The sequence below is a fragment of the Pseudovibrio sp. WM33 genome, from assembly GCF_001623165.1.
Lineage (GTDB): Bacteria > Pseudomonadota > Alphaproteobacteria > Rhizobiales > Stappiaceae > Pseudovibrio.
The window spans coordinates 75,633-97,138 of sequence record NZ_LMCK01000153.1 but is presented as its reverse complement, the minus strand read 5'-3'; the positions used below and the strand labels follow the sequence as shown (position 1 = coordinate 97,138).

Genomic DNA, 21,506 nt, shown 5'->3' with positions numbered 1-21,506 from the left:
GCGCAGGAAGCCCGCCTTTCTGCCGAATGGCGCAATGACGATCAGGTCGCCTTCCCGGACTATCTAGTTAAGCTGGCAAAAACCGACAAGATTGCTGCCACCGCTCTGGATGGTGAGCAAGCTCTCTTTGCTGCCCGTCAGCAAGGCATCAAAGGCCGCAAAAAGCAGCTTGGCGAGCAGATTGCTCAGCTGGAGCAGCAGATCGAAGGCCTGCAAGTACAGCGCGATGCCAAAGCCGAAAGCATCGACCTTGTCACCCAGCAGCTCGCCGACTTTTCTACTCTTTTGGAAAAGCGCCTGATCAACGCCTCTCAGGTCACCGCCATCAAGCGGGAACGGGCCGAGCTGGTTGGTGATCGCGGCGGGTTGATCTCTCAGGTCGCTCAGACCAAGGAAGCCATCAGCGAAAAGCGTGTGCAGATCCTGCAGCTGGACGAAGAGTTCTTGGAAAAGGTTCTGTCTGACCTGCAAAACATCCGCTCGCAGATTGCCGAGCTGGAAGAGCAGGAAGTGGCTGCACAGGACCGCCTGAAGCGCATCGACATTCGCGCCCCGCAATCCGGTTATGTGCACCAGCTCAACGTTCACACCGTTGGCGGCGTGATCGCACCGGGTGATACACTCATGCTGGTGGTGCCGGAAGACAGTGATCTGGTGATTGAAAGCCGTGTTCAACCGGTCGATGTGGATCAGCTGCAAGTGGGACAGGACGCTTATGTGCGCCTTGCTGCTTTTGATCAGCGCACCACTCCAGAGCTGGGCGCAGCTGTGCTCAACGTCTCCCCGGATCTGACCCGCGATGAGGTCACCGGCGAGCCGTTCTATCTGGCACGGCTGAAAATCCTGGAGAGCGAAATGCCAAAGCTGAACGGCCAGACCCTCGTACCGGGCATGCCCGTCGAAGGCTTCATCCAAACCGGCGAACGCACCGTCCTCTCCTACTTCATAAAACCCATGCAAGACCAAATCGCGCATGCGTTGAAGGAGAAGTAAGGAACCCCTTACTTCCGTGGAACGAAAGCAAACACTGTGGCGGAAAGGGATCTCAAGCCCCTTTCCGTACGCTGCTATTCAATAGAGCTCTGTTAGCCAGAACAAATCACGGACATCTTATGATGGACCATGCAGAAGTCTATGCACAGAAATGGCGGCTTAAAGAACTTTCCCATGAGGGTGAAACCACATGTAGCAATTTTTACTCGTGTCGTTCCGAAAAGTTTGGTCCAGCTCTACTTAAGATTCTTAATTCAAATGGCTTAATCACCGAGAGAGGTGGCTTCGCACTATTAGCGAGATATAATTCCAATTCTGCCGTAAGAATATATGAATACGATGAAACCGCAGCATTGATGCAATGGCTCGATGGCCCGCGCTTACTGGATATTATAGATCAGGGGCATGAAGAAGATGCACTTAATATCCAGTTAGAAATAACCGGTCAGCTTTTAAAATCGCAAGTCAGTTTGACAGGCCTTAAGACACTCGAACACCTCATGCCAGACAGCCTTAATATGAAGCGAAAGGCCGTGCCAGTTTGGGCACAGGACGTCGTTCCAATCGCCCAAGCAATAGCACACGACGTCCTGGCAGATCGTACTGACTGGCAGGCTCTTCATGGTGACCTTCACCCCCGAAACATCATCAAACACAGAACAACGTGGCGCGCCATCGATGCTCGGGGCCTATTAGGGCCTCCAGCACTTGAGTATGCCAATCTTTTTATTAATCCGTGGGACAGAAAAGAGCTGATTTTCAAACACGGACGAATGGAAGAGCTTGCCAGGCGAGTCAGCATACACTTGGGTTGCGACGCTAGGGAAGTTGTCTCATGTGCGATCACCAATGCACTTTTCTATGCACAATCGAGCTTCCTCATTGGACAAGGGCGACACCCAATCAAGTGCATTCGCCAACTGCTGACAATTCTATGAGCGACATGCTCGTCGGAGCGTAAAGTATCGCCACTACCGCTGCTGTCTGTAAAGTAGACGAGCTAGCACAACACAGCTGCTTTCGTCCTCAAAGAGCCCTCAGTTTACCACCAAACATCGCAATCTTTACCTCCCTGTTTTGTGACTGGTATTTGTTTGGCCAATAAAAAAGCGGCCTTGAGGGCCGCTTTCTCAGTTCTTATAAAGGCCCTCGCAAACTCGCGAGGGCCTTCTTTTTTGCTTAAACGAGCATTTCGCTTGGGCTGCTGAGGTCCAGGCCGATGACGAGTGGGTCATGGTCGGACGCGCCGTACTGGTCGTCAGTGTAGAAACCAGCATCGGTGAAGCGGCTGTTGTAGCTGAGCAGGTCTGGCTCATCAGCATTGATGTGCCACTCAGCAAGGCCGGTCACCTGATCAGCAAGGCTGTCGGATGCCAGAGCGTGGTCCAGAGAACCGCGCTGACCATCAAACACGAAGCTGTACGCTTCATCGCCCAGGTACTGAGACAGAAGATCGGTCATGTCGCCGCCCTCTACCAGTTCCTGTACGGAGTCGCCTTTGCCGTAGGTGTTCAAGTCACCGATCACGAGGATGTCCGGATCAAGACCTGCACCTGCATATTCCGTTCTCAGCCACTCATGCAGCTCTTTTGCTGCATCTTCACGTGCCTGAGCCCAGAAGGCCTGCCCATCGCCCTGATCGTAGTTTGGATCAGCGATCAAGGCATCCAGATCTGCCTGTACCTGGTCAACATCAGCTGCCGGAATGGTACCTGCATCCAGTTTACCCTGAATGTCTTCCACCAGATCGCTCAGGCCGCTTGGACCCTTGGACTTGTAGTGGTTGACCGCGAGGGTAAAGCGCTCGCCGTTTGCATCCTCAAAAGTGGTTGCAACGGTTGGGCGGTTACGCTGGAAGTCACCTACATATGAACGATCAGCAAAGTCCTGCAGACGATCCGCAATCGCGTATGTCGCATCCGCACTTGTTTCCTGATAGGTGTAGGTTTCTGTCTCGATGACAGTCAGCTTGCCTGGACGGTAGATCATACCGGTGGTGATGGCATCAGACCCGATCGGAGCCCCGTCAGTCGGGTTCACGAAGGTGTAAAGCTCATCAGTCCGGCCCTGAGCGGTCAGTTCCGCATTCAGTGCATCAACAAGAGCGCTGATTGCAGAGGCATCATCAAAGCCGTTGTTCTCCAGTTCCTGAAGACCAAAGACATCCGCATCGATATCAAGCATTGCCTTGACGATCTTGTCGGTCTGACGCGCAAGATCTGCCTCGGAGCTCGCACCGCGCTGACCAAGACTGGTGAAGTAGTTCAGCACGTTGAAGCTGGACACTTTCAGATCACCACCCACATCAGCAGGCTGGTCAGGACGGGCACCGGAGTTGGTGCTTTCATCGATGGAAATCTGGCCGTCAACGATCAGAGTATGACCATCAAAGCCTTCGGTGAGAATGCCTTCGATCGGCGCATCGATCTCTGTGCCAAGACGCAGAGTTGCCCCTTCAGAGAAGTCATCACCACTGTCCAGATACCCATTGCCATTGTCGCCGTTTTCTTCGGTAACTGGCACGTAGGTGAACTCGTCAGGGTTCTGCTCAGAAGAACCATCATCGATGAGGATGCGGTTGTTCTGGTTCATTTCCTGATGTTCGATGATCTGGTCAAGCTCATCCTGAGGATCGTACAGATGGGTTGCCTGATACTGGGCGCCAGCGGAAACTGTAATCTGACCGTAGCGGTCGAAATTGAAGTTTTCGATGACTGTCAGAGCATCGTCTGTTCCGGAGCCAACGCTGACGCGCATGCCTTCCAGAGCTTCCAGGTTCTGCTGGCTTGTTGGAGACAGAAGTACCTGCATGTATTCTGGCAGATCATTGCCGGAAGACAGGATGCTCAGATCCCCAATGTTTGTCAGCTGTGTCTGGCCACCAAACTCTGCAACAGTACCACCGAAGGACACTTCATCACCAACTGCAACGGTTGGAGCTGCGCCGGTGTAAACGAAGATACCTTCTGAGGTTGCGGATTTGCCGTCACTGTCAGTTGTTTCTTCCTGCAGGTAGAAACCACTGCTGGTCACACTTGTTACAAGCGCGCTGACGTAAACGAACTCGCCAACCATGCCGGATTCTGCACCGTCACCCTGAATGGTGGAGATGAGTGTAGGCGCGGTATCGTCGTTCACAACAGTGCTGGTTGCTGTCTTGGTTGTGATCTTGCCACCCGTTGGGTTGCTCAAGGTCACAGACAGGGCTTCGCTCAGCTCGGTTGTTTCATCGCCAGTGATGTTGACTGTGATGGTCTTGGTGGTTTCGCCAGCTGCAAACTCGATGCTGCCAGATGGCAGAGTGCCACCGAAGTCAGCTGCATCAACGTCGCCGCCAACAGCAAAGTCAACAGTGCCAGCCTCAGACAGATCACCATCACGGGTCACTGTGAACTCGAAGGAGGTTACGCCGCTGTCGCCTTCAGCTTTGGAGTCAGCCTCTGCTGCGATAGCGTAGGTTGTGGACGTACCGCCACCGCCTGTGGTGTCGCCTTCCAGCTGCAGGTTTTGCAGAACGAATGCTTCATTGCTGCCGTTTGCAGAGCCTTCAACGATGATGGTTAGCTCAGAACCCGAACCTTCCAGATCAGCAACAAGTGTTTGCAACTGGTTGGTAAGAATAAGGCCAGAGTTGATTTCAACCATTGGATCGTTCAGATCAACAACCTTACCGCTGGCAAGAGTGTAAGACTGAGCGCCGTCATTGTCAGAGGTGAAGGCGAACAAAGTTTGCTCTTCGCCACCATCAATGGAATAGCGGATGGAAATGGTGTCATCAGACTCGAAGTCACCCATAGCACCAGCATCCAGAGACAGGCTGATATTGCTGTAATCTGAGATGTCGAAGCGCCAGGTCGCGACCAGCGGGTCACCATTAGGATTATCGTCGTTGACGGTATCGGTCAGGCCGAAGAACTCACCAGTGTTGGAGACTTCATCGATAACGCCGACTGCATCATTTTCGAAGCTGCCATTGGTGGAATCGACCAGCGAGAACGGCGCATCTGCAGCGGTGTACTTGCCAAAGCCGTCTGCAGGACTGGTGAAGTCTGGTGCAGTGCTGGTGTACTCGATCAGACGATCATTCTGTGAGTCCACCATGTCAAACGCGAAGGTTTCGCGCACAACAGTCGGGTTGCCCAGGATCTTCAGGTTCTGCAACGCAAACGCTTCAGAACTTCCGTCTGACTTGCCTTCAACGCTGATGGTCAGCTCAGAGCCAGTGCCTTCCAGATCAGACACGAGGGTCTGCAGCTGGTTGGTCAGCACAATGCCTGCATCTGCATCAGTGAGCGGATCATCCAAATCAACAGTCTTGCCGCTGGCAAGGGTGTAGGTCTGTGCACCGTCATTGTCAGAGGTGAAGGAGTACAGAACCTGCTCTTCGCCACCATCAATGGAGTAGCGGATCACAAAGGTGTCTGTGCCTTCAAAGTCACCCATTGCACCAAGATCAAGGGAAAGACCCAGATCTTTGTAGCCTGCAATGTCGAAGGTCCAGGACGCTGTCAGTTCGCCATCATTGTCATTGTTGATGCTGTCGGTTACGCCGAAGAATTCACCAGAGTTGGTGGCTTCATCGATGATACCCAGAACGTCATTCTCAAAGCCGCCATTGGTGGAATCGACCAGTGAGAACGGCGCGCTGTCTGCAGTGAACTTGCCAAAGCCATCAGCAACGCTGGAGAAATCAGGCGCAGTGTTGGTGAAACTCACCAGGCCCTGATTTTGAGAGTCGACCATGTCGAACGCGATTACGTCACGCACAACTTCGTTTTCGTCTTCAACAGTGACGGAAACACTTTGAGTGTCAGAACCGCCGTCAGCGTCGGTGACAGTGACTTCAACCTGATAAACGTTGTCGCCATCAGCATCTGCTGGTGCTTCAAAATCAGGTGCTGTCTTGAAGCTCAGCTGACCGGTTTCAGCGTCGATTTCAAACAGCTCTGCATCAGTACCAGAAACGGAATAGGACAGATCTGTGTTGTCTACGTCTGTTGCAGATGCAGTTGCCACCTCAGTGGTGTTTTCTGCAACAGAAACGTCAGAAGCGACAGACAGAACCGGAGCCTGATTGGAACCAGTCACAGTAACAGTAACGGTGACGTCTTTGGTGCTGCCATTGCCGTCGGTGACTGTGTAAGTAAAGGTATCTTCTGCAGTCTCGCCTTCACCCAGGCTGTCAAACACACTGCCTGGGTTGTAGGAGACCTGACCGTTCTCGAGAGAGACGGTTGCGCCGGAAGCACTGCTTGCGGAAACTTCAGTGATTGTCAGCGTATCGCCGTCATAATCCTTGTCGTTTTCCAGCAGAGTGGCAGCCTCAATCACAAGACCTTCATCGCCGGATGCAACAGCATCTTCACCAGCGCGGATCTCGTTGTTGCGACCATCCAAATAGTAAGTGTAGTCATCAGCTGCGAAGTGAACTGCCTCGACATTCATCAAGGTGTCTTTTTCAGAGCCGTCATTTGCGATGACTTTGGTCTTTGGATTCCACCAGCCACCACGCTGTTGGAATGAATAGTCATCGATTGAGCCTTCATAAACGGCTGTATCGAAACCACGACCACCATTGATGCTGTCATTGCCTGCACCACCATGGATGACATCGTCACCACCAGCTGCGCTGATGCGATCGTTGCCTTCGCCAGCAAAGATAAGGTCATTGCCCTTACCTGCCCGGATCCAGTCATTTCCAGCATATGTGGAAATGGTATCGTTACCGTTGAAACCCCAGACCCAATCAATACCGTCGGTACCCGTGATGACGTCATCCCACCACGTGCCAAAGTTTACGCTGATCGAGTAGAAGTTAAATCGAGGAAAGAAATTGAACATGTATCAACCCCGTTACAGTTCATCTTATCCGAGTCCGTCACTCCCCTCCCAGTTTTGAGCCGGGAGCCAAGACGAACGATTATTTTTTGCTAGATGCCCGAAAGATTTTCTGCAGCATGCATCGACAGTTTTCTCGATGTAGAGGGTGACGTAAAGGACGTATTGATCAATTTTTCACTTTTCGCATATTATTTCGAATAATATTTTCTTTTGTGAAATTTTTTTCAACTTCGCGTTGCATATCAATGTCAAGGCGACAGGAAGTTACCCAGTGCTGTGCATAACTCGGGATGCTTTTAAACACAGTTTGGCTCCTGCGCGACTCATATTTCACAAAGACGCACTGCGAATCCATAGATACAATTAAAATTTAATTATCAAAATCACGATTTTTGCGGGTTCATGGCGAGGGGCAAGCACCTGCTTGAGCAAAATCATACCAATTCTATATTTTATCTCATTTAGAGTATCATTTTCTAACTTGACTTCTCTTTGTAGTATGTAGTTTCTTATATTGAATCTTTTCAGCAAACTAAGCGAACTTAGAGTGTGTTCGCCATAACAAGAATCTGAAGAGACGGAATAAAGGGACGGGGCAAGCATGTGTAATTTGATCGATAAAATCAGAAAATCAGTGATCGGTGAGGACGCAGCCATTGCCACGGCATTTGGTCGTAAGCCATTGGTTTATGCGGATTACACAGCCTCAGGCCGTTCGCTGAGCATGATTGAGGATTACATCCGCGATCACGTTCTGCCTTACTATGCCAACACCCATACAGAGACCTCCTACACTGGCGCTCAAACCACTGCACTGCGCGAGCAGGCCCGTCAGCAGATCCGTTCATCAGTTAACGCAAACGATGATCATTCCGTGATCTTTTGCGGTTCTGGTGCAACCTCCGCGATCCATAAACTGATCGATATTCTCAACCTGAAACTACCTGCAGACCTGAGCGCACGCTACAAGTTTGAGCAGCAGATCCCTGAGAAAGAACGCCCCGTCGTTTTCATCGGCCCTTATGAGCATCATTCCAACGAACTGCCATGGCGCGAGAGCATTGCAGACGTGGTTTCCATTCCCCTTTGCGAAGGTGGACAGGTTTGTCTGGATGATCTTGAGAAACAGCTGATCAAATACGCAGATCGTCCCCTCAAGATTGGCAGCTTCTCGGCGGCCTCAAATGTCACCGGCGTCAAAACCGACGTCGACACCGTCGCCCGCCTGCTTCACAAACACGGCGCACTCTCCTTTTGGGACTACGCCGCGGCGGCTCCATATGTGGGCATTGATATGGCTGGTGCTCAGGATGAGCAAGGTGACAGCACCAAAGACGCCATCTTCCTGTCACCACACAAATTTGTCGGCGGACCGGGCACACCGGGCGTTCTGATCGTCAACAATGCCATTCTTCAAAACCGTGTGCCAGCGATGCCGGGTGGCGGCACCGTCTTGTATGTAACGCCAGAAGATCACCGCTACGTGGCAAACGCAGAGCGCCGCGAAGAAGGCGGCACACCAGCCATCATTGAATCCGTGCGAGCAGGGCTGGTGTTCAAGCTTCAGCAAGCCGTCGGTACTGATGAGATTGAACGCCGGGAAGAGAGCTTTGTCTCCCGAGCCGTAGCCCGCTGGTCAAAATGCGAGAACATCGAGATCCTTGGCAACTCCGAAGCGCCGCGTCTGTCTATCACTTCGCTGAAGATCACTCATAAAGGCAAAGACCTGCATTACAGCTTTGTTGTTGCGCTGCTCAACGATCTGTTCGGCATTCAGGCCCGTGGTGGCTGCTCCTGCGCCGGCCCATACGGCCACGCATTGCTTGGCATGGACATGCACTACAGCAAGGCACTGGAAGAGCAGCTGGTGGAAGGTCACATGATCCTGCGCCCGGGCTGGATCCGCCTCAACTTCAACTACTTCATTGATGAAGAAACCTTCGAGTATCTGGTCCGCGCCATTGAGTTGGTCGCAGAGCACGGCTGGAAGCTGTTGCCATTTTACCGCTTCGACCAAAACGGTGCTGTCTGGCGCTACCAAAACCACAAAACAGAACTGGCCGCCTCGCTCGAAACACTCGATTTCAACGCGCTGCCAGAAGCCACAGTAAAATCAGATCGCCCGTCTCTGGCAGAGACCATGAAAGCAGCTGAAGCAGAGCTCCTACGCAACCACTGCACCGAAGAACGCTACAACGTCATTCAGCCGCAAAAAGTGGAAGATCTCCGCTGGTTCGTCCGCCCACAAGACGTCGCCGTCGCATAAGAGTAAGCCGAGGCGGCGGAGACAACCCGTCGCCGGTTACCTCTCACAAATACTTCACCCAGTCTTCGTAGCGGCGGTCTACATTTGGGGTGCTCATGGCCCTGGTCCAGGCGATGCCGGCGGAGTTTCGGGCTTCGGATGGGGTCATGGAGAAGCGTTTTTTGAAAGCACGGCTGAAGGTGCTCTCGTAGGTAAAACCGAAGGAAAACGCGATTTCCGAGTTGGAGCGGTGGGCATTGCTGTTGCTGATGAGTGCCATCATTGCGCCCTTGAGACGTTGCTCCAGAATGAAACTTTTCACACCGCCGTAATTGCGGAACATCTCATATAGCTTTGAACGTGAGATACCTGCTTTTATGGCCACAGTTTCTGGTGACAGATCCGGGTTCGACAGGTGCTCGCTGATTGTTCGTTTTGCCAGCATAATCTGTGCGGCATGGCTGTTTGCTTCGTCCAGAGCCACACCTTCAGATGTGCTGTTCAGGCAAGCTGTAACGAGTGAAATCGTTGCCGGGTTAATATCTGCAGCTTGTGACAAGCTCAGTTGACCCGACAACTCTTTCAACGTCTTAATATGACTATAAAGAAGCTGAACCATGGGCTGCGCGGCAGGCAATCTCCGCATATGCTGCCCATCTGGATAAACCAGCTTAGGTTCGAGCAACTCCCTGGGAATAATCAGGGATAGGTTTGAAAATGTATTGGTCCAGGATTTTGACGTCCTGGCTAAATCAAAAATGATGAGGCCATCCTGTGCAACAGAATGTTGTGCACCGTCATGCTCGAAAATCATGTCTCCCGTTTCAAACAGCTGGATCATGAAGTGGTCCATCCCATCTTTTGCGATAGTCAGCTCACTCCTTTCCCAAAACTGCTTTCTGCTTTTTGTCCGGGCCAGAATAATTTGCCCGAACATATGCGCATCTACTTCTGCAGTGAATTCATCAGACCTGACGGCATGATCTGCTTCCACCTGAAACATGAAGGAGATACTTTCCTTCCAGAGAGAGAAGCGCTCATCTGGCGCAACGCCATCAACGGAAAACACAGCCTGAGGAATAGGCTGAGAAATCTCCGCTCTTGGCGCTCCGTCAATGAGATCCACCTCACTCAAAATATGTCCTCGTAAAATCAACTCAATTTATACGTGCTTTTACTAAAACCTTATAGCAATTATATACATCTCCAAGACCCCCCCGAACAATGACGTGGCGTCCAGATCATTGTGCATTTTGTTTGGAACCTCCTGAAAACTGAGTTTTTTCCTGAGAAACTTGCATTGATGCATGAAGCGAGCACAACGAGCGGGGAAGACCCAGGCATTAGTTTCCGGCCCAATGGCTCTCAATCAGGTGAACGTAATGTGATTAAACTGGGAACGGAGCTGTCTTGTATTCCCCTTGCCAAACTCACACCTAAAGAAGTGCTCACTGCACATATCTCGATCTGTGCGTTTCCCCATCGAGCTTCTTAAGGATCTCCCAATGGCCCTGGATACTTCTGTTCCTCCTGCCTCCTCGTTCGTAACCGTATTGCCCACACTGCTGCTGGCTGGTGTCATTGGCGAAACCGCCTTTGAGGCTTATGCCTGGTTTGTCTCACCGCTTCTGTTTGGGCCTGTTCTGGAACCTGCGTATCTCGTTACAGCTCTCGCGAACAAGTTATTCGGGCTCTCCATTCCATACGGCCTCGCCTTCCTGATCCACTTTTCCGTTGGCGCAATTGTCTTTCCGCTTGCTGTGCTTGCAGTACATCAAGTGACCAGACTTCGGTTTTGGATTTCTGGCGTGGTTGCTGGTGTGCTGCTCTGGTACATCGCACAGGGCATGCTCGCGCCCTTCATCGGCAGAAGCTTCATGATGGATTTTGGCGCTTATACGCAGTCCTCATTCATCGGACATGTCGGTATGGCCATGGTGATGGGTGTCATCTTCCAAAAATTCTCTGAGAACCGGAGAGAGCGCTAAGCGCCCTCTCCTTCATCTTTGTGTCAGTTCACGCAGAATACTTCAGCCGGATGACCAACTGCTGCGTATCCTCGTTGAAGTCCTCATGCATCTCTTCAAATCCGTAGCGCGCATAAAAGCCACGCCCGATTGGATTGTGCTTGAAGACTTCCAGTTCAACACTGTCATGAAGCGATGTCGCCTTGTCCATCAAAGCCTTCCCGAGCTTGCGCCCGTGAAAGTCTGGATGCACAAACAGTCCGCCCACTTCATTGCCAAGTAATGAAATAAACCCGACGACAACGCCGTTCATTTCAGCAACCCATGTCTCTGCATTAGGCAGATACATGTTTCGGATGTTGTCGGTTTCATGAGCTAAAAAGCCGTCGCTCAGAAAAGGGTGAGCGAGTTTGCTGGCCTCAAGCCAGACGTCAACAATGGACTCGGTATCGCGAGTTTCAAATTTGCGGATCATTTCTATGTCCTGAAGAGTGCCGTTAATCGGCGCTTGATGTTCGGAAAATGAAGGCATGCGAAACGAGCCGTGCAAATGGCGCGGTATTAAAGTTTGAAGCATGCATAGGGGTTCTTCGTTTGAACCCTCAGATCCGGGACATCAAATCTCCTCTGAAACACATTAGGAATAAGCAACCTAAACCTCAGGTGCTCAATGTCAAGGCAACTCAGATTTCCAAGTTCGACGTGCTGCTAAAGCTACAAATATCTGCGTCTTACCATCTCATGATTTCCGGAAAATATTAGCCGGCTTCGGGACTTGATGGTGAAGACGCAACCGTTGCCCGTTGCCCATTCTGGACGCTTCTTCGCCACCGAACAGGCTCGTTTCACCGTCAAAAACGGGTAAAAAACATTCCAAAGGACAGTTTTTAACATATTATTGAGCCAAAAAGGCAAGTTTATTCGCTCAGTGAACTGAGTGAAAACCTTCCCTATAGTGGACCCTAATCCTCTGAGTTCTCTACTTCCTTGATTTTCGTTAGGTCCTTTTTGCTTTCAAAAGGACAACTGCAAGGTGCCAATTGCGCAAAAACACTTGCGTTAGATCAACGTCCTTCATCTACGCAACAGTACGATTGGGTTGATCGTGGGAGAGGTCTGTAAAAATGTCTACTACAATAGTTAGCAGTGAAGTGGAGAAGCTCGCTGAAATTCCCTTGCTTAAACGGTTGAGTACCGAGGCAAGAGAACAGCTGCTTCGGGGTGCCACCAAAAAATCTGTCTCGCGCGGTGAGATGATTTTTTTTCAGGATGATAAGGCAGACGCGTTCTTTATCGTGCTGGAAGGATGGGTCAAAGTTTTTCGCGCGACAAGCAGCGGTGATGAAGCCGTTGTAGGGGTTTTCACCCGTGGGCAAACCTTCGCTGAAGGTGCTGCCTTTACAAACTCAAACTATCCAGCCTCTGGTGAAGCGGTTACGGATAGTGTGGTGCTCTGCATTCCAGTGGCCCACCTAGCCAACTCAATTGCAGCAGATCCGAACATCGCGCTGGCAATGATGTCGTCGTTGTCCATGCACCTGCATCAACTCGTGTTGCAGATTGAAGGACTGAAGACCCATACGGGCGCGCAGCGTGTTGCTGAATTCCTGTTGAACCTCAGCACAGAACCAGCTGGTTCCTGCACATTGGTGCTGCCTTACGATAAAGCGCTCATTGCTGGTCGCTTGGGCATGAAACCGGAAAGCCTGTCTCGCGCATTCCAGAAGCTGAAAAGCTATGGCGTCGAGGTCAAGCAAAACCGGGCGATCATTTCCAACGTTCAGGTTCTAAACACATTGGTAGAGCAGGAACGCACAGTGGTTATGCATTCAAGCCACGGTTAAAGAATACTTATAAATTTTGAAACCCTACATGGATCTCTGCGCGTATTCCTCTCCATCTTTCGATGGCTTCTTCCCGGGGTACGCAGCAAGGGCCTGTTTTGTCTCCGGAATCTGCTTGTCCGCATGCAGATAGCTGACCAAGTGCTGCGCAAGAGCATGTTCGCAGCCAATTACCGGAGCAAGTTTACATCCCGCAGGAGCGCTTTTCATAATTTTGGAGATATCGTCCTGGCCGTGTAAGCCTCCACTGGCAAACAGCGGAACTACGATTGCATCTTCGGAAAGTGTCAGGACAGCCTTTTCGACGAAAGGTTCCTCGGAGAGGAATGCCACGCGAAGTTGCTTGTAACCGTAACGACTTTCCAGACGCTCTTTGAGTTGAAGCGCGCAAAGCCGTGATTCCGGCCCTACAGTCGAGCCATGAGCAACAATTAGCACTTCCCGGTCGAGTTCCGGCTTTAACAACGTGCTTTTGCTGTTTGGTGCCAGAGTACTTTGAATACTCTGTGAAACCATATCATGTAGGAAGGGCAATACACCAAGCGGGGGTAACAGCTTGATATACTGCCCGTCTCGGTTCAGACTTTGCCATGCACCTTCTTTCTGTTGTTGCAGGTTTGAGTCCAGCCCCAATCGGCGAGGCAGGACTGTTTTGCAGAAGTAGCCGTTACTTAAGAGGAGAGGAAGCACAAGCACGCGCTCGTGCGGGAGGCTTTCGACTACTTCCTGTAGTGGCGGGGTTCCTTTCATCACCCCACTCACCACATCCAGTTCGGGCAGTAAGGGCGCCAGAGCATTTTTCAGGCGAGCGTGGCCTGGTGTATTGTCGGCGCCCTTGCCGCCCAAATCTCCATGAGCAGCAAGAACAAGTGCCAGGTCGCTAGTGGCTTGTACCAGCGGAGAAGGTGATCTTGTTCCAGACATTGTACTTTCCAGATGGCTTACTCATTGGAATACGCTTCACTTCTTCAAGCGTTTTCGCATCGTAAATGATGATCATGCCGTCATTTTCCCAGATAGAGAGAATGGCGTGGCTACCATCACGGTCAAACTCGATATGAGCAGCGGTTTTACCCGGGAGCGGTTTCAGCGTCTTTACGATCTCAAGCGTTTCTTTATCGATCACGTACATCTGGTCCTTGTTTGGACCAAAGAACACGTCCGCCCAAGCGTACTTGGAGTTTTCGTGAGATCGCATGAAGAAGCCCGGACCCGCCGTATCAAGTGTCTTCAATACGGACCAGTTGGACATGTCGATCACAGAAATCTTGCTCTCGCTCAGATGCGGCGTCACCATCACTGGTTTCCCCTGCCACTCCCAGCTGATGCCGGAGCCTAGATGCGGGAAGCCGGGTAGATCGATTTTGGCAATGGTCGCGCCTTCATCCATATCCACCACAACACCGCTCTTCCCGTCACGAGACGATCCCATCAGGTGTTTGTAGGACTGGTCGAAGAAGAAATCGTCCATCGGTGCATCAACCTGAATACGGCGCAGGGCGAACAAACCTTCAGATGTTGGTTTCGCACCATCCTTGCCGTAGTTCTCGGCATCGACATAGGCATCAAACTCAGGCTCTGCCTTTGGATTGGTTGCCACTTCCCAGACTTCAGGCACATCTTTCATGGCGACAACAAAGCTGTCACGTTCTGGTGCCTGATAAACTGCAGAAACACGTGTGGTTTCGCCGCCCAAAGACTCTGCATCAAAGATCTTCTCAACGGTGAGGTCCTCAGCAGACAACATCACCAGAGAATGTGGCAGGTAGTTTGCCAGTGCAATGTGCTTGCCATCACGGGAAAGCGCGATGTTGCGGGCATTGATGCCGCCGCGCACTTCGCCAACCACTTTCAGCGCCCACATGTCGTATTTGGTGATCCAGCCATCACGGGACATGAAAAACACGTAGTGTCCGTCCGGTGTAAACTTAGGGCCGCCATGCAGTGCAAACTGGGTTTTGAAGCGGGTGAGCGGTTCAAACGTATCGCCATCCATGACGGTGGCGTAGTGATCCCCAGTCTCCACGACCACAAACAGGTTCAGCGGATCGGATTCATAAACCGGCTTTTCAACGGGCTTGTAATCCTCGTTGAACACGCGGGTCGCGTTGATTTCCTTCTCACCCCAAACCGGCATCGCGCCCAATGGGGTTTTTACCAGGTTCACCAGATCAGCAACCTGCTGATCGTTGAGCTGATCCCCAAAAGCTGGCATCTGGGTGTGGACACGACCATCCTTGATGGTCGATGTCGCAGCACTTACGCGCAGACGCTTCAGACTTTCCGGAATGAGCGCAGGGCCGATGCCGCCTAAGCGGTCGCCACCATGACACTCCGCACAAAGCTCCTGATAGGTGCCCTTTGTGGCATCAGAGACCGGATAGAGTTCAAGCTTTTTACCGCGTGCTTCCGCAGCGCCTGCCAACATGCAGGTTGCCAGCAAAACTCCGGCGAGTTTAGGCATAAACGTGTTTGGCTTCATGACGAGCTCCCCGGAATGGTGTTGTTTCAACGCGCTGGTGGTTTGCATCGCCAAGGCCGATCTCTTCATCCGTCAGGTAACAGGATGGATCTTCCGCCCAAGGGTCACCCGTCAGCTGCAGCGCGCGCACGCGCGTGTTGCCGTTACAGATGTTGAAGTATTGGCAAGATCCGCAGCGACCTTTGATCTGGCGCGGGGTCTGCTTCAAACCAGCCATGACCGGATCGGATACATCCTGCCAAATCTCGGAGAACTTGCGCTCTTTTACGTTGCCGATCGTGTAGTGCCACCAGAAGCTGTCCGGATGCACTTTACCGGTGTTATCGATGTTGCCGATGTTCACACCAGAGGCATTGCCACCCCAGCGCTCCAACATATCTTCCAGATAACCAGCTTTCTCCGGCATGTTCTCACGCACCCACTGCAACAGGTAGATGCCATCCGCATCGTTGTTGCCGGTCACGTATTCGTTGGACTTGCCAGCCAGCACATCTTCCCACGCCTTTTCAATCAGGCGGGTCATGGCTTTGCGGGTCACGTTCAGGTGCGCATCTTCACCACGGTTTTTGTTGCCGCGTCCTGCGTAGACAAGGTGAGACAGGTAGATCTTGTCTACTTTCTCGCGGGCGCACAGGTCCAGATAGTCATCCAGCGTATCGGCATTTTCTTCTGTCAGTGTAAAGCGCAGGCCAACTTTCACGTTTTCCTCGCGCAGGTAACGCACTGCTTGCAAGGACAGGTCAAACGCACCATCCATGCCGCGGAAGTCATCATGCACCTTGCCGATGCCATCCAGTGAGATGCCAACATAGTCGTAACCGATCTCACCAATCTTACGCGCCATATCTTTGTCGATAAGCGTGCCGTTGGTGGACAGGGCGGTATAGAAGCCAAGCTGTTTGGCATGGGCCGACAGCTCCAGCATATCCGGACGCATCAGCGGCTCACCACCAGAGAAGATGATAACCGGGACGCGGAAGCCCTTCAGGTCATCAATAACCTCATAGGCCTGCTTGGTTGAAAGCTCGCCGGGAAAATCTACATCGCCTGAGGTTGTATAACAGTGCTTGCACTTCAAATTACAACGGCGGATCAAGTTCCAGATAACAACCGGACCAGCAGGTTTACGCGCTGGTGGAAGTGGATACGGATCCGCTAGAGCTTTGAGATAATGGGTCAGACGAAACACGCGGGCTCTCCCCTCTGCGACGAAGTCTAAGTCCTGTTTTTTTCAGGGTTTTTGTCGAAAACAGGACATCATTTCCATTGCATGATGTCCCTATGAGCGCCTCTATTTCCTTGACTAAAGTCAGACACTCTTCGCGAGTCTTTCCATGCACCATGGCAAAGACATTATACGGCCATGTAGGTAGCCATCTTGGGCGTTGATAGCAGTGGGACACAAAGTCCAGAGAACCCATCATTTGTCCAATGCGCTCAACGTCCTCATCAACGATATTCCAGACGGACATGCCGTTGGCACGCATGCCAAGGGCGCGATGATTTGGCACAGCCGCAATACGACGAATTGCACCGTTTTCTTTCATGGAAGCGACTCGCTCCAGCACCAGTTCTTCGCTCACGCCAAGCTGATTGGCGATCTGCGCGTAGGGCTCGGAGACAAGCGGCAAGCCTTCTTGCAGCGCAGCCACCAAAGCACGGTCAAATTCGGAGAATTCGTCGATATTATGCGTGCTCATACTGGAACCTTAAACTCAATGAAAAACTCGCGTTCTTTCGGGAACAGCCGAACCGGAATCCCAGTCAGCTCTTCAATGCGTTTCCCGCAACTCTTAATTTCTTCAGGGGTTTCCGTGGCAAGCACGAACCACATGTTCAACTCGTGATCACGCGCATAGTTGTGTGCCACCTCCTCCAACGAGTTCACCTGTTCAGTCACCTCGTCATAGCGCTCTTCCGGCACGGCCATGGCACACAGGCAGAACGCCCCGCCCATTTGAGCGATGTCGAACATAGGCCCGAAACGAGTGAGTATACGCGTCTTAAGCAGCCATTTCAGGCGTTCAAGCAGCAAGTCTTCCGCAATGCCCAGTTCCTCTGCAACCGCTGCATACGGCTTGGAGACAACCGGTAGACCATCTTGCAAGCGGTTGATCAGCTTGCGGTCCAGACCATCCAGATGCACCTTGGCAGGTTCATTGAGGTGGGCAATATCTGTGCTCATGCACTTACTCCAACACTGCGAGACAGGCGGGCACCACGTTGCTTGAAGCACTTGGTGGAGAACAGCACATCGCTGCTCATCACATGCTGCGTAGCCATGGTAGAGAGCCGGTTGATGACCTCCAGCGCCTCTTCACGACTGTTCGCATGGGTCATGGTGTACAAGTTGTATGGCCAAAGCGGCATCTCTCTGTTGCGCTGGTAGCAAAGGCTCACCATCGGGTCAGCAGAGAATGTGGCACCAACGTCATCAATATGCTCATCACGAACATTCCAGACCGTCATCGCATTCGCCTTGTAACCGATGGACCGATGCCGCACGACCACACCGAACCGGCGAATGATGCCAGCATCCTGTAACACCTTCAGCCTTTCAAGCACGGAGGTTTCCGAGCGACCCAGCTTCAGCGCAATGCGCAGGAACGGGCGGTCCGAGAGCGGAATGCCATCAGACAGCTTTTCCAGCAGGTCGATATCACCCGGTTCCAGCACTGACATGTCTACAGGAGGAAGCACGGGGGTCTTCTTTTCCAGCCGCTGCTCTGTCAAAGAAAACCCCAGATCTAAATGGAAAGCCTTTTCCATCCGAAAAGCATGAACTACCAGATTGGTGTTCTGCTCAATACGGGCGAGCGTGGCCTCTAACGTCACCCGATCCCGTTCAACAACCACGAACCAGATATTGAGATCATTCTCACGCAGGTAGTTATGATTGACCCCCGGCTCATCGTTGATGAGCTGCGCTGCCGTTTCCACAAAGTGTGGAGGTGCAGACACGGCAGCCAGACAACTTGCGCTCACTGTATTTGGAGCCAGTACCGCGCCAATGCGCGAAATAACGCCGTTTGCGACCAGCCGTTCGTAACTGCTGATCGCGTCTAAAGCGTCCACCCCGGTTTCCCGGGCTATGAGATTGAATGGCTTAGGAACAAGCGGGAAATTATGCTGCCACTTGTCCACCAATACGAGATCAATATCACTCAGCTGTGCGCTCATATCGCAAACTCCCCAATCGCTCGGGCGGCCAGCGCCGCCCTGGGAAAGCCGGGGGCTAAAGCCCCAGCTGGTGTGCACGTGAAGTAAAGAAGATGCCGCTTGGTTTTTCCGCTGGCAGAACTTCTTTCAGGGAGAAATCCGTTGTGTCGTAGACATGAATTTCATTCTTGTCACGAACGGACATCCAGACTTCGTTGCCGCGTGGAGTGAACTCCATATGCAGCACGCCCGGTCCCGGTTTCATCGTTTTGATGATCTTGCGTTCCAGAATGTCGATCACCTGAATGGTGTCGTTGTGTGGAGGCGCAAAGTTCACCCAGATCTGACGACCATCAGGACGCGCCATGGCAAACACCGGCTGGCCATGCACTTTCACACGATCAACTTCAGTGAAATCACGCTCATCCATGAACAGAACTTCGTGGCGACCAATTGCTGGCAGTGCGTACATGCCATTAGCTTTCGCCCAACCTTCCAGATGCGGCATCTTGTAGACCGGAAGAGGTTCTTCCCCCTTGCCGTAACCATCCATAATGCGCTCAACCGTCAGCGGCTCTTTCCAAAGGTCCACATGAGCGAGGCCGTCTTCACCAAACAAACCAACGATGTAGTGGCGGCCATCGCCCGTGACCAGCGCGTCGTATGGGAAGACACCAATGTCTTCGAGTTTGGTAATCTCAGGCTTCAGGCTCTTGGAATAGTCCAAAATCCATGTTTGCTCACCATCCCAAAGGGAAAAGGCAAAGCGACGACCGGGCAGATCTACGAGTCCAATGGTCTTCGACTGATTGCCCACTTCGTCATAGATCGCAGGCACTTCGGAGACCAGCTCCAGAGTTTCCGCATCAAATACATTCACGCCGCCCGGTTTGTAGTTGGCGACTGCGATCAGCTTGCCATCATCAGAGATAGCACCACCGATGGAGTTGCCAGCCTGCATGACGCGGCCAACAAGCTTGCCAGTGAGCATATCCACTTTGGACAAGCCACCATCGCGGCCAAACACATAGGCGTAGCGCTCATCTCGCGAGTAAACGACGGAGGCGTGTGAGAGGTTGCCCAAACTCTCTACCTGAGCCAGCACAGTACGGTCTGTGCTTTCGACAATCAGGGCTGTTCCTGTGGCTCGTTCGATAATCAGACCCAGATCGCCCGTGGCGCGCAGGTCTTCAGAACTGGCTGCAGAAGCAAATAAAAGACCCGCACCTAAGGCTGCGGCAGCAAAAAACGTCTTCACTTGAATGCTCCTGTTTTAAGACCTTCCGCAATGAAGGCCGCTTCAGTTTCGGTGAGGAAGCCGCGCCATGGTGGCATTGCCGTTCCCGGCAATCCGCCAAGGATCACTTCCTGAATGACATCAGAGTCCATATGTTCCAGATTTTCTGGAAGGATTGGCCCTCCAAGACCGCCCTCAAGTGTCAGACCGTGGCAGGACCCACAGTCCTGCTGCACGAAGTCTGTCAGCTTTTCGCGATCAATGATCTTGAGGGCCTCTTCATCGGCAAGAGCCCCAAGGGGCGCTCCAGTCAGCAACGGAAGCGCCAGCACCCCAGCCTTCAGAAAAGAACGCAGCGGGTTTTGCACACTCCGCTCTGTCTTAGCCATTGATAACCTCCAGATGAGGTCTATCGCCCCATTTTGCCTCACTGCCGGAGAAGGACGGCAGCTCCAGAGAGTCTTTTAGACCCACAACATCACCAATCATGAACAGTGTCGGCGCTGGTAGTTTAGCTGCCTTAGCCTGCTCACCGATTGTGGTGAGTGTGCCGAACACTTTCTGCTCTTCTGATGTGGTGCCCTTCGAGATCGCAACAGCAGGCATGTCTGCAGGCATGCCGTGCTCAACAAGCTTGGTAGAAATCTCGGCGATGGCAGCAAGGCCCATGTAGATCACGAGGGTGGTGTTAGGGTCCGCAAGGCTGGCCCAATCCAGATCGAGGGGTACATCTTTCTGGCAATGCCCGGTTACGTATCTTAGCCCCGTTGCAAGGCCGCGATGCGTGAGTGGCAGGTTTAGGCTTGAGGCACAGCCTTGCGCAGCTGTGATGCCTGGCACGACTTCATAGTCGACGCCGGCAATGACCAATTCAGCAGCTTCTTCACTGCCGCGGCCAAAAATAAACGGATCCCCACCTTTAAGGCGCACAACACGCTTACCTTCTTTGGCGAGATCAACGAGTAACTGGTTGATTTCTTCCTGAGGAATAGGATGGCTCTTCGGCTTCTTCCCGACAGGATAAAGAGCTGTCTTAGGCGGAACCAGATCCATAATTTCCTGAGAGACCAGACGATCGTAAACAACGACTTCAGCGTCCTGAATGCGCTTCAGAGCTTTCACTGTCAGGAGATCCGGATCACCCGGTCCTGCGCCAATCAGACTGACCTTACCAATGCCTCTCATAACTCATTCCTCAAATCGAAACTGGCGAAAATAGAGGGACAATCCGCGCCCCTCTGGTGATCTGGAGTGTTGCCGAACCGATGTCTTTTAAGGTGTTAGAGACATAGAACTTGCCCCAAGGAGCAATCAGGGGTTCGTCTTTGATGGCACTTTCATAATTGAGAGTGTTGTCATCAAATGCTGCTGGCTTCTTACGAGCGCTTACAGCCACGGCGCTGACTGCGCATTTCTGCGCGATACTGGCCAAAAAACGGAGAATTGATTTAAACGACACCATAAACTCCAATAGAAACGAACCTTACCCGGCATCGTTATGTAAGCTTGCCCTCGAGCTTCTTACATTGACCATCGTCAAGTTATTGTGAGCGCCTCATGAAAGGCTATTATTCGCATATATTTCAATGGGTTGATGTGTGTAGAAATTTCACAGGAATGCAACTGCATGTGGTGATATCCCAGCTAAATTGACATAGGTCACGCGCAGGCAAAAAATACGTAGACTTCCCACAAAAAATAATCGTTCTAAAAAGGAGAAAGAGATTCCGTTTCAGGT

The 21,506-nt window shown here is 52.0% G+C and carries 18 protein-coding genes; 5 read left to right on the top strand and 13 right to left on the bottom strand.

Annotation, left to right across the window (positions count from 1 at the left end):
• The coding region (locus tag PsWM33_RS26240) for an HlyD family type I secretion periplasmic adaptor subunit (RefSeq protein WP_063302212.1) at positions 1-993 on the top strand (993 nt) is incomplete at its 5' end.
• Between the two features lie 119 nt (positions 994-1,112).
• Positions 1,113-1,931 carry an aminoglycoside phosphotransferase family protein gene (locus tag PsWM33_RS26235; protein WP_063302211.1) on the top strand — a complete coding sequence of 273 codons (819 nt, stop codon included), beginning with the start codon at positions 1,113-1,115 and terminating at the stop codon, positions 1,929-1,931.
• Between the two features lie 241 nt (positions 1,932-2,172).
• On the opposite strand, the gene PsWM33_RS26230 is transcribed toward PsWM33_RS26235, so the two are convergent.
• Positions 2,173-6,834: an ExeM/NucH family extracellular endonuclease gene (locus tag PsWM33_RS26230; RefSeq protein WP_063302210.1), complete on the bottom strand. Its 4,662-nt coding sequence runs from the start codon at positions 6,832-6,834 to the stop codon at positions 2,173-2,175.
• Between the two features lie 601 nt (positions 6,835-7,435).
• On the opposite strand from PsWM33_RS26230, the gene PsWM33_RS26220 reads away from it, so the two are divergent.
• On the top strand, positions 7,436-9,100 hold the full coding sequence (locus PsWM33_RS26220) for an aminotransferase class V-fold PLP-dependent enzyme (RefSeq protein ID WP_063302208.1): 1,665 nt from the start codon (positions 7,436-7,438) through the stop codon (positions 9,098-9,100).
• Positions 9,101-9,143: 43 nt separating this feature from the next.
• Here the strand turns inward: PsWM33_RS26220 and PsWM33_RS26215 are convergent, their stop codons facing one another.
• A complete protein-coding gene (locus tag PsWM33_RS26215; protein WP_244276749.1) occupies positions 9,144-10,205 on the bottom strand; it encodes a helix-turn-helix domain-containing protein in 1,062 nt (353 codons plus the stop codon).
• Between the two features lie 379 nt (positions 10,206-10,584).
• On the opposite strand from PsWM33_RS26215, the gene PsWM33_RS26210 reads away from it, so the two are divergent.
• Positions 10,585-11,067: a hypothetical protein gene (locus PsWM33_RS26210; RefSeq protein ID WP_063302206.1), complete on the top strand. Its 483-nt coding sequence runs from the start codon at positions 10,585-10,587 to the stop codon at positions 11,065-11,067.
• Positions 11,068-11,095: 28 nt separating this feature from the next.
• On the opposite strand, the gene PsWM33_RS26205 is transcribed toward PsWM33_RS26210, so the two are convergent.
• Positions 11,096-11,521: a GNAT family N-acetyltransferase gene (locus tag PsWM33_RS26205; RefSeq protein ID WP_063302205.1), complete on the bottom strand. Its 426-nt coding sequence runs from the start codon at positions 11,519-11,521 to the stop codon at positions 11,096-11,098.
• A 649-nt stretch (positions 11,522-12,170) separates the two neighbouring features.
• On the opposite strand from PsWM33_RS26205, the gene PsWM33_RS26195 reads away from it, so the two are divergent.
• Complete coding sequence (locus PsWM33_RS26195) at positions 12,171-12,890, top strand: Crp/Fnr family transcriptional regulator (protein WP_208994764.1); 720 nt, start codon at positions 12,171-12,173, stop codon at positions 12,888-12,890.
• 24 nt (positions 12,891-12,914) lie between these two features.
• Here the strand turns inward: PsWM33_RS26195 and PsWM33_RS26190 are convergent, their stop codons facing one another.
• From PsWM33_RS26190 to PsWM33_RS26145, 10 genes are read right to left on the bottom strand one after another with little or no spacing between them, the layout of a single operon-like run.
• Complete coding sequence (locus tag PsWM33_RS26190) at positions 12,915-13,814, bottom strand: CbiX/SirB N-terminal domain-containing protein (protein WP_082827162.1); 900 nt, start codon at positions 13,812-13,814, stop codon at positions 12,915-12,917.
• A complete protein-coding gene (locus PsWM33_RS26185; protein WP_244272095.1) occupies positions 13,771-15,372 on the bottom strand; it encodes a nitrite reductase in 1,602 nt (533 codons plus the stop codon). The genes PsWM33_RS26190 and PsWM33_RS26185 overlap by 44 nt, the downstream gene beginning before the upstream one ends.
• Positions 15,347-16,561, bottom strand: a complete 1,215-nt coding sequence (gene nirJ / locus PsWM33_RS26180) for a heme d1 biosynthesis radical SAM protein NirJ (protein WP_063302203.1) — start codon at positions 16,559-16,561, stop codon at positions 15,347-15,349. Before nirJ ends, PsWM33_RS26185 begins: the two co-directional genes overlap by 26 nt.
• Entirely contained in the window at positions 16,497-17,072 is a 576-nt protein-coding gene (gene ahbB / locus PsWM33_RS27580; protein ID WP_063302202.1) for a siroheme decarboxylase subunit beta, read from the bottom strand. The genes nirJ and ahbB (PsWM33_RS27580) overlap by 65 nt, the downstream gene beginning before the upstream one ends.
• Complete coding sequence (locus tag PsWM33_RS27575) at positions 17,069-17,557, bottom strand: Lrp/AsnC family transcriptional regulator (RefSeq protein WP_063302201.1); 489 nt, start codon at positions 17,555-17,557, stop codon at positions 17,069-17,071. The genes ahbB (PsWM33_RS27580) and PsWM33_RS27575 overlap by 4 nt, the downstream gene beginning before the upstream one ends.
• A complete protein-coding gene (gene ahbB / locus PsWM33_RS26165) occupies positions 17,554-18,552 on the bottom strand; it encodes a siroheme decarboxylase subunit beta (RefSeq protein WP_063302200.1) in 999 nt (332 codons plus the stop codon). The genes PsWM33_RS27575 and ahbB (PsWM33_RS26165) overlap by 4 nt, the downstream gene beginning before the upstream one ends.
• Before the next feature lie 55 nt (positions 18,553-18,607).
• The gene (locus PsWM33_RS26160; RefSeq protein ID WP_063302199.1) at positions 18,608-19,789 is read right to left on the bottom strand and encodes a cytochrome D1 domain-containing protein; all 1,182 of its coding nucleotides are present in this window, start codon (positions 19,787-19,789) and stop codon (positions 18,608-18,610) included.
• Complete coding sequence (locus PsWM33_RS26155; RefSeq protein ID WP_057463310.1) at positions 19,786-20,157, bottom strand: c-type cytochrome; 372 nt, start codon at positions 20,155-20,157, stop codon at positions 19,786-19,788. Before PsWM33_RS26155 ends, PsWM33_RS26160 begins: the two co-directional genes overlap by 4 nt.
• Positions 20,150-20,953, bottom strand: coding sequence for a uroporphyrinogen-III C-methyltransferase (cobA, locus tag PsWM33_RS26150; protein ID WP_057463311.1), 804 nt, complete (start codon positions 20,951-20,953; stop codon positions 20,150-20,152). The genes PsWM33_RS26155 and cobA overlap by 8 nt, the downstream gene beginning before the upstream one ends.
• Before the next feature lie 10 nt (positions 20,954-20,963).
• Positions 20,964-21,227 (bottom strand): hypothetical protein, encoded by a 264-nt coding sequence (locus tag PsWM33_RS26145; RefSeq protein WP_153040020.1) that lies wholly within the window; start codon positions 21,225-21,227, stop codon positions 20,964-20,966.
• Positions 21,228-21,506: the final 279 nt, after the last annotated feature.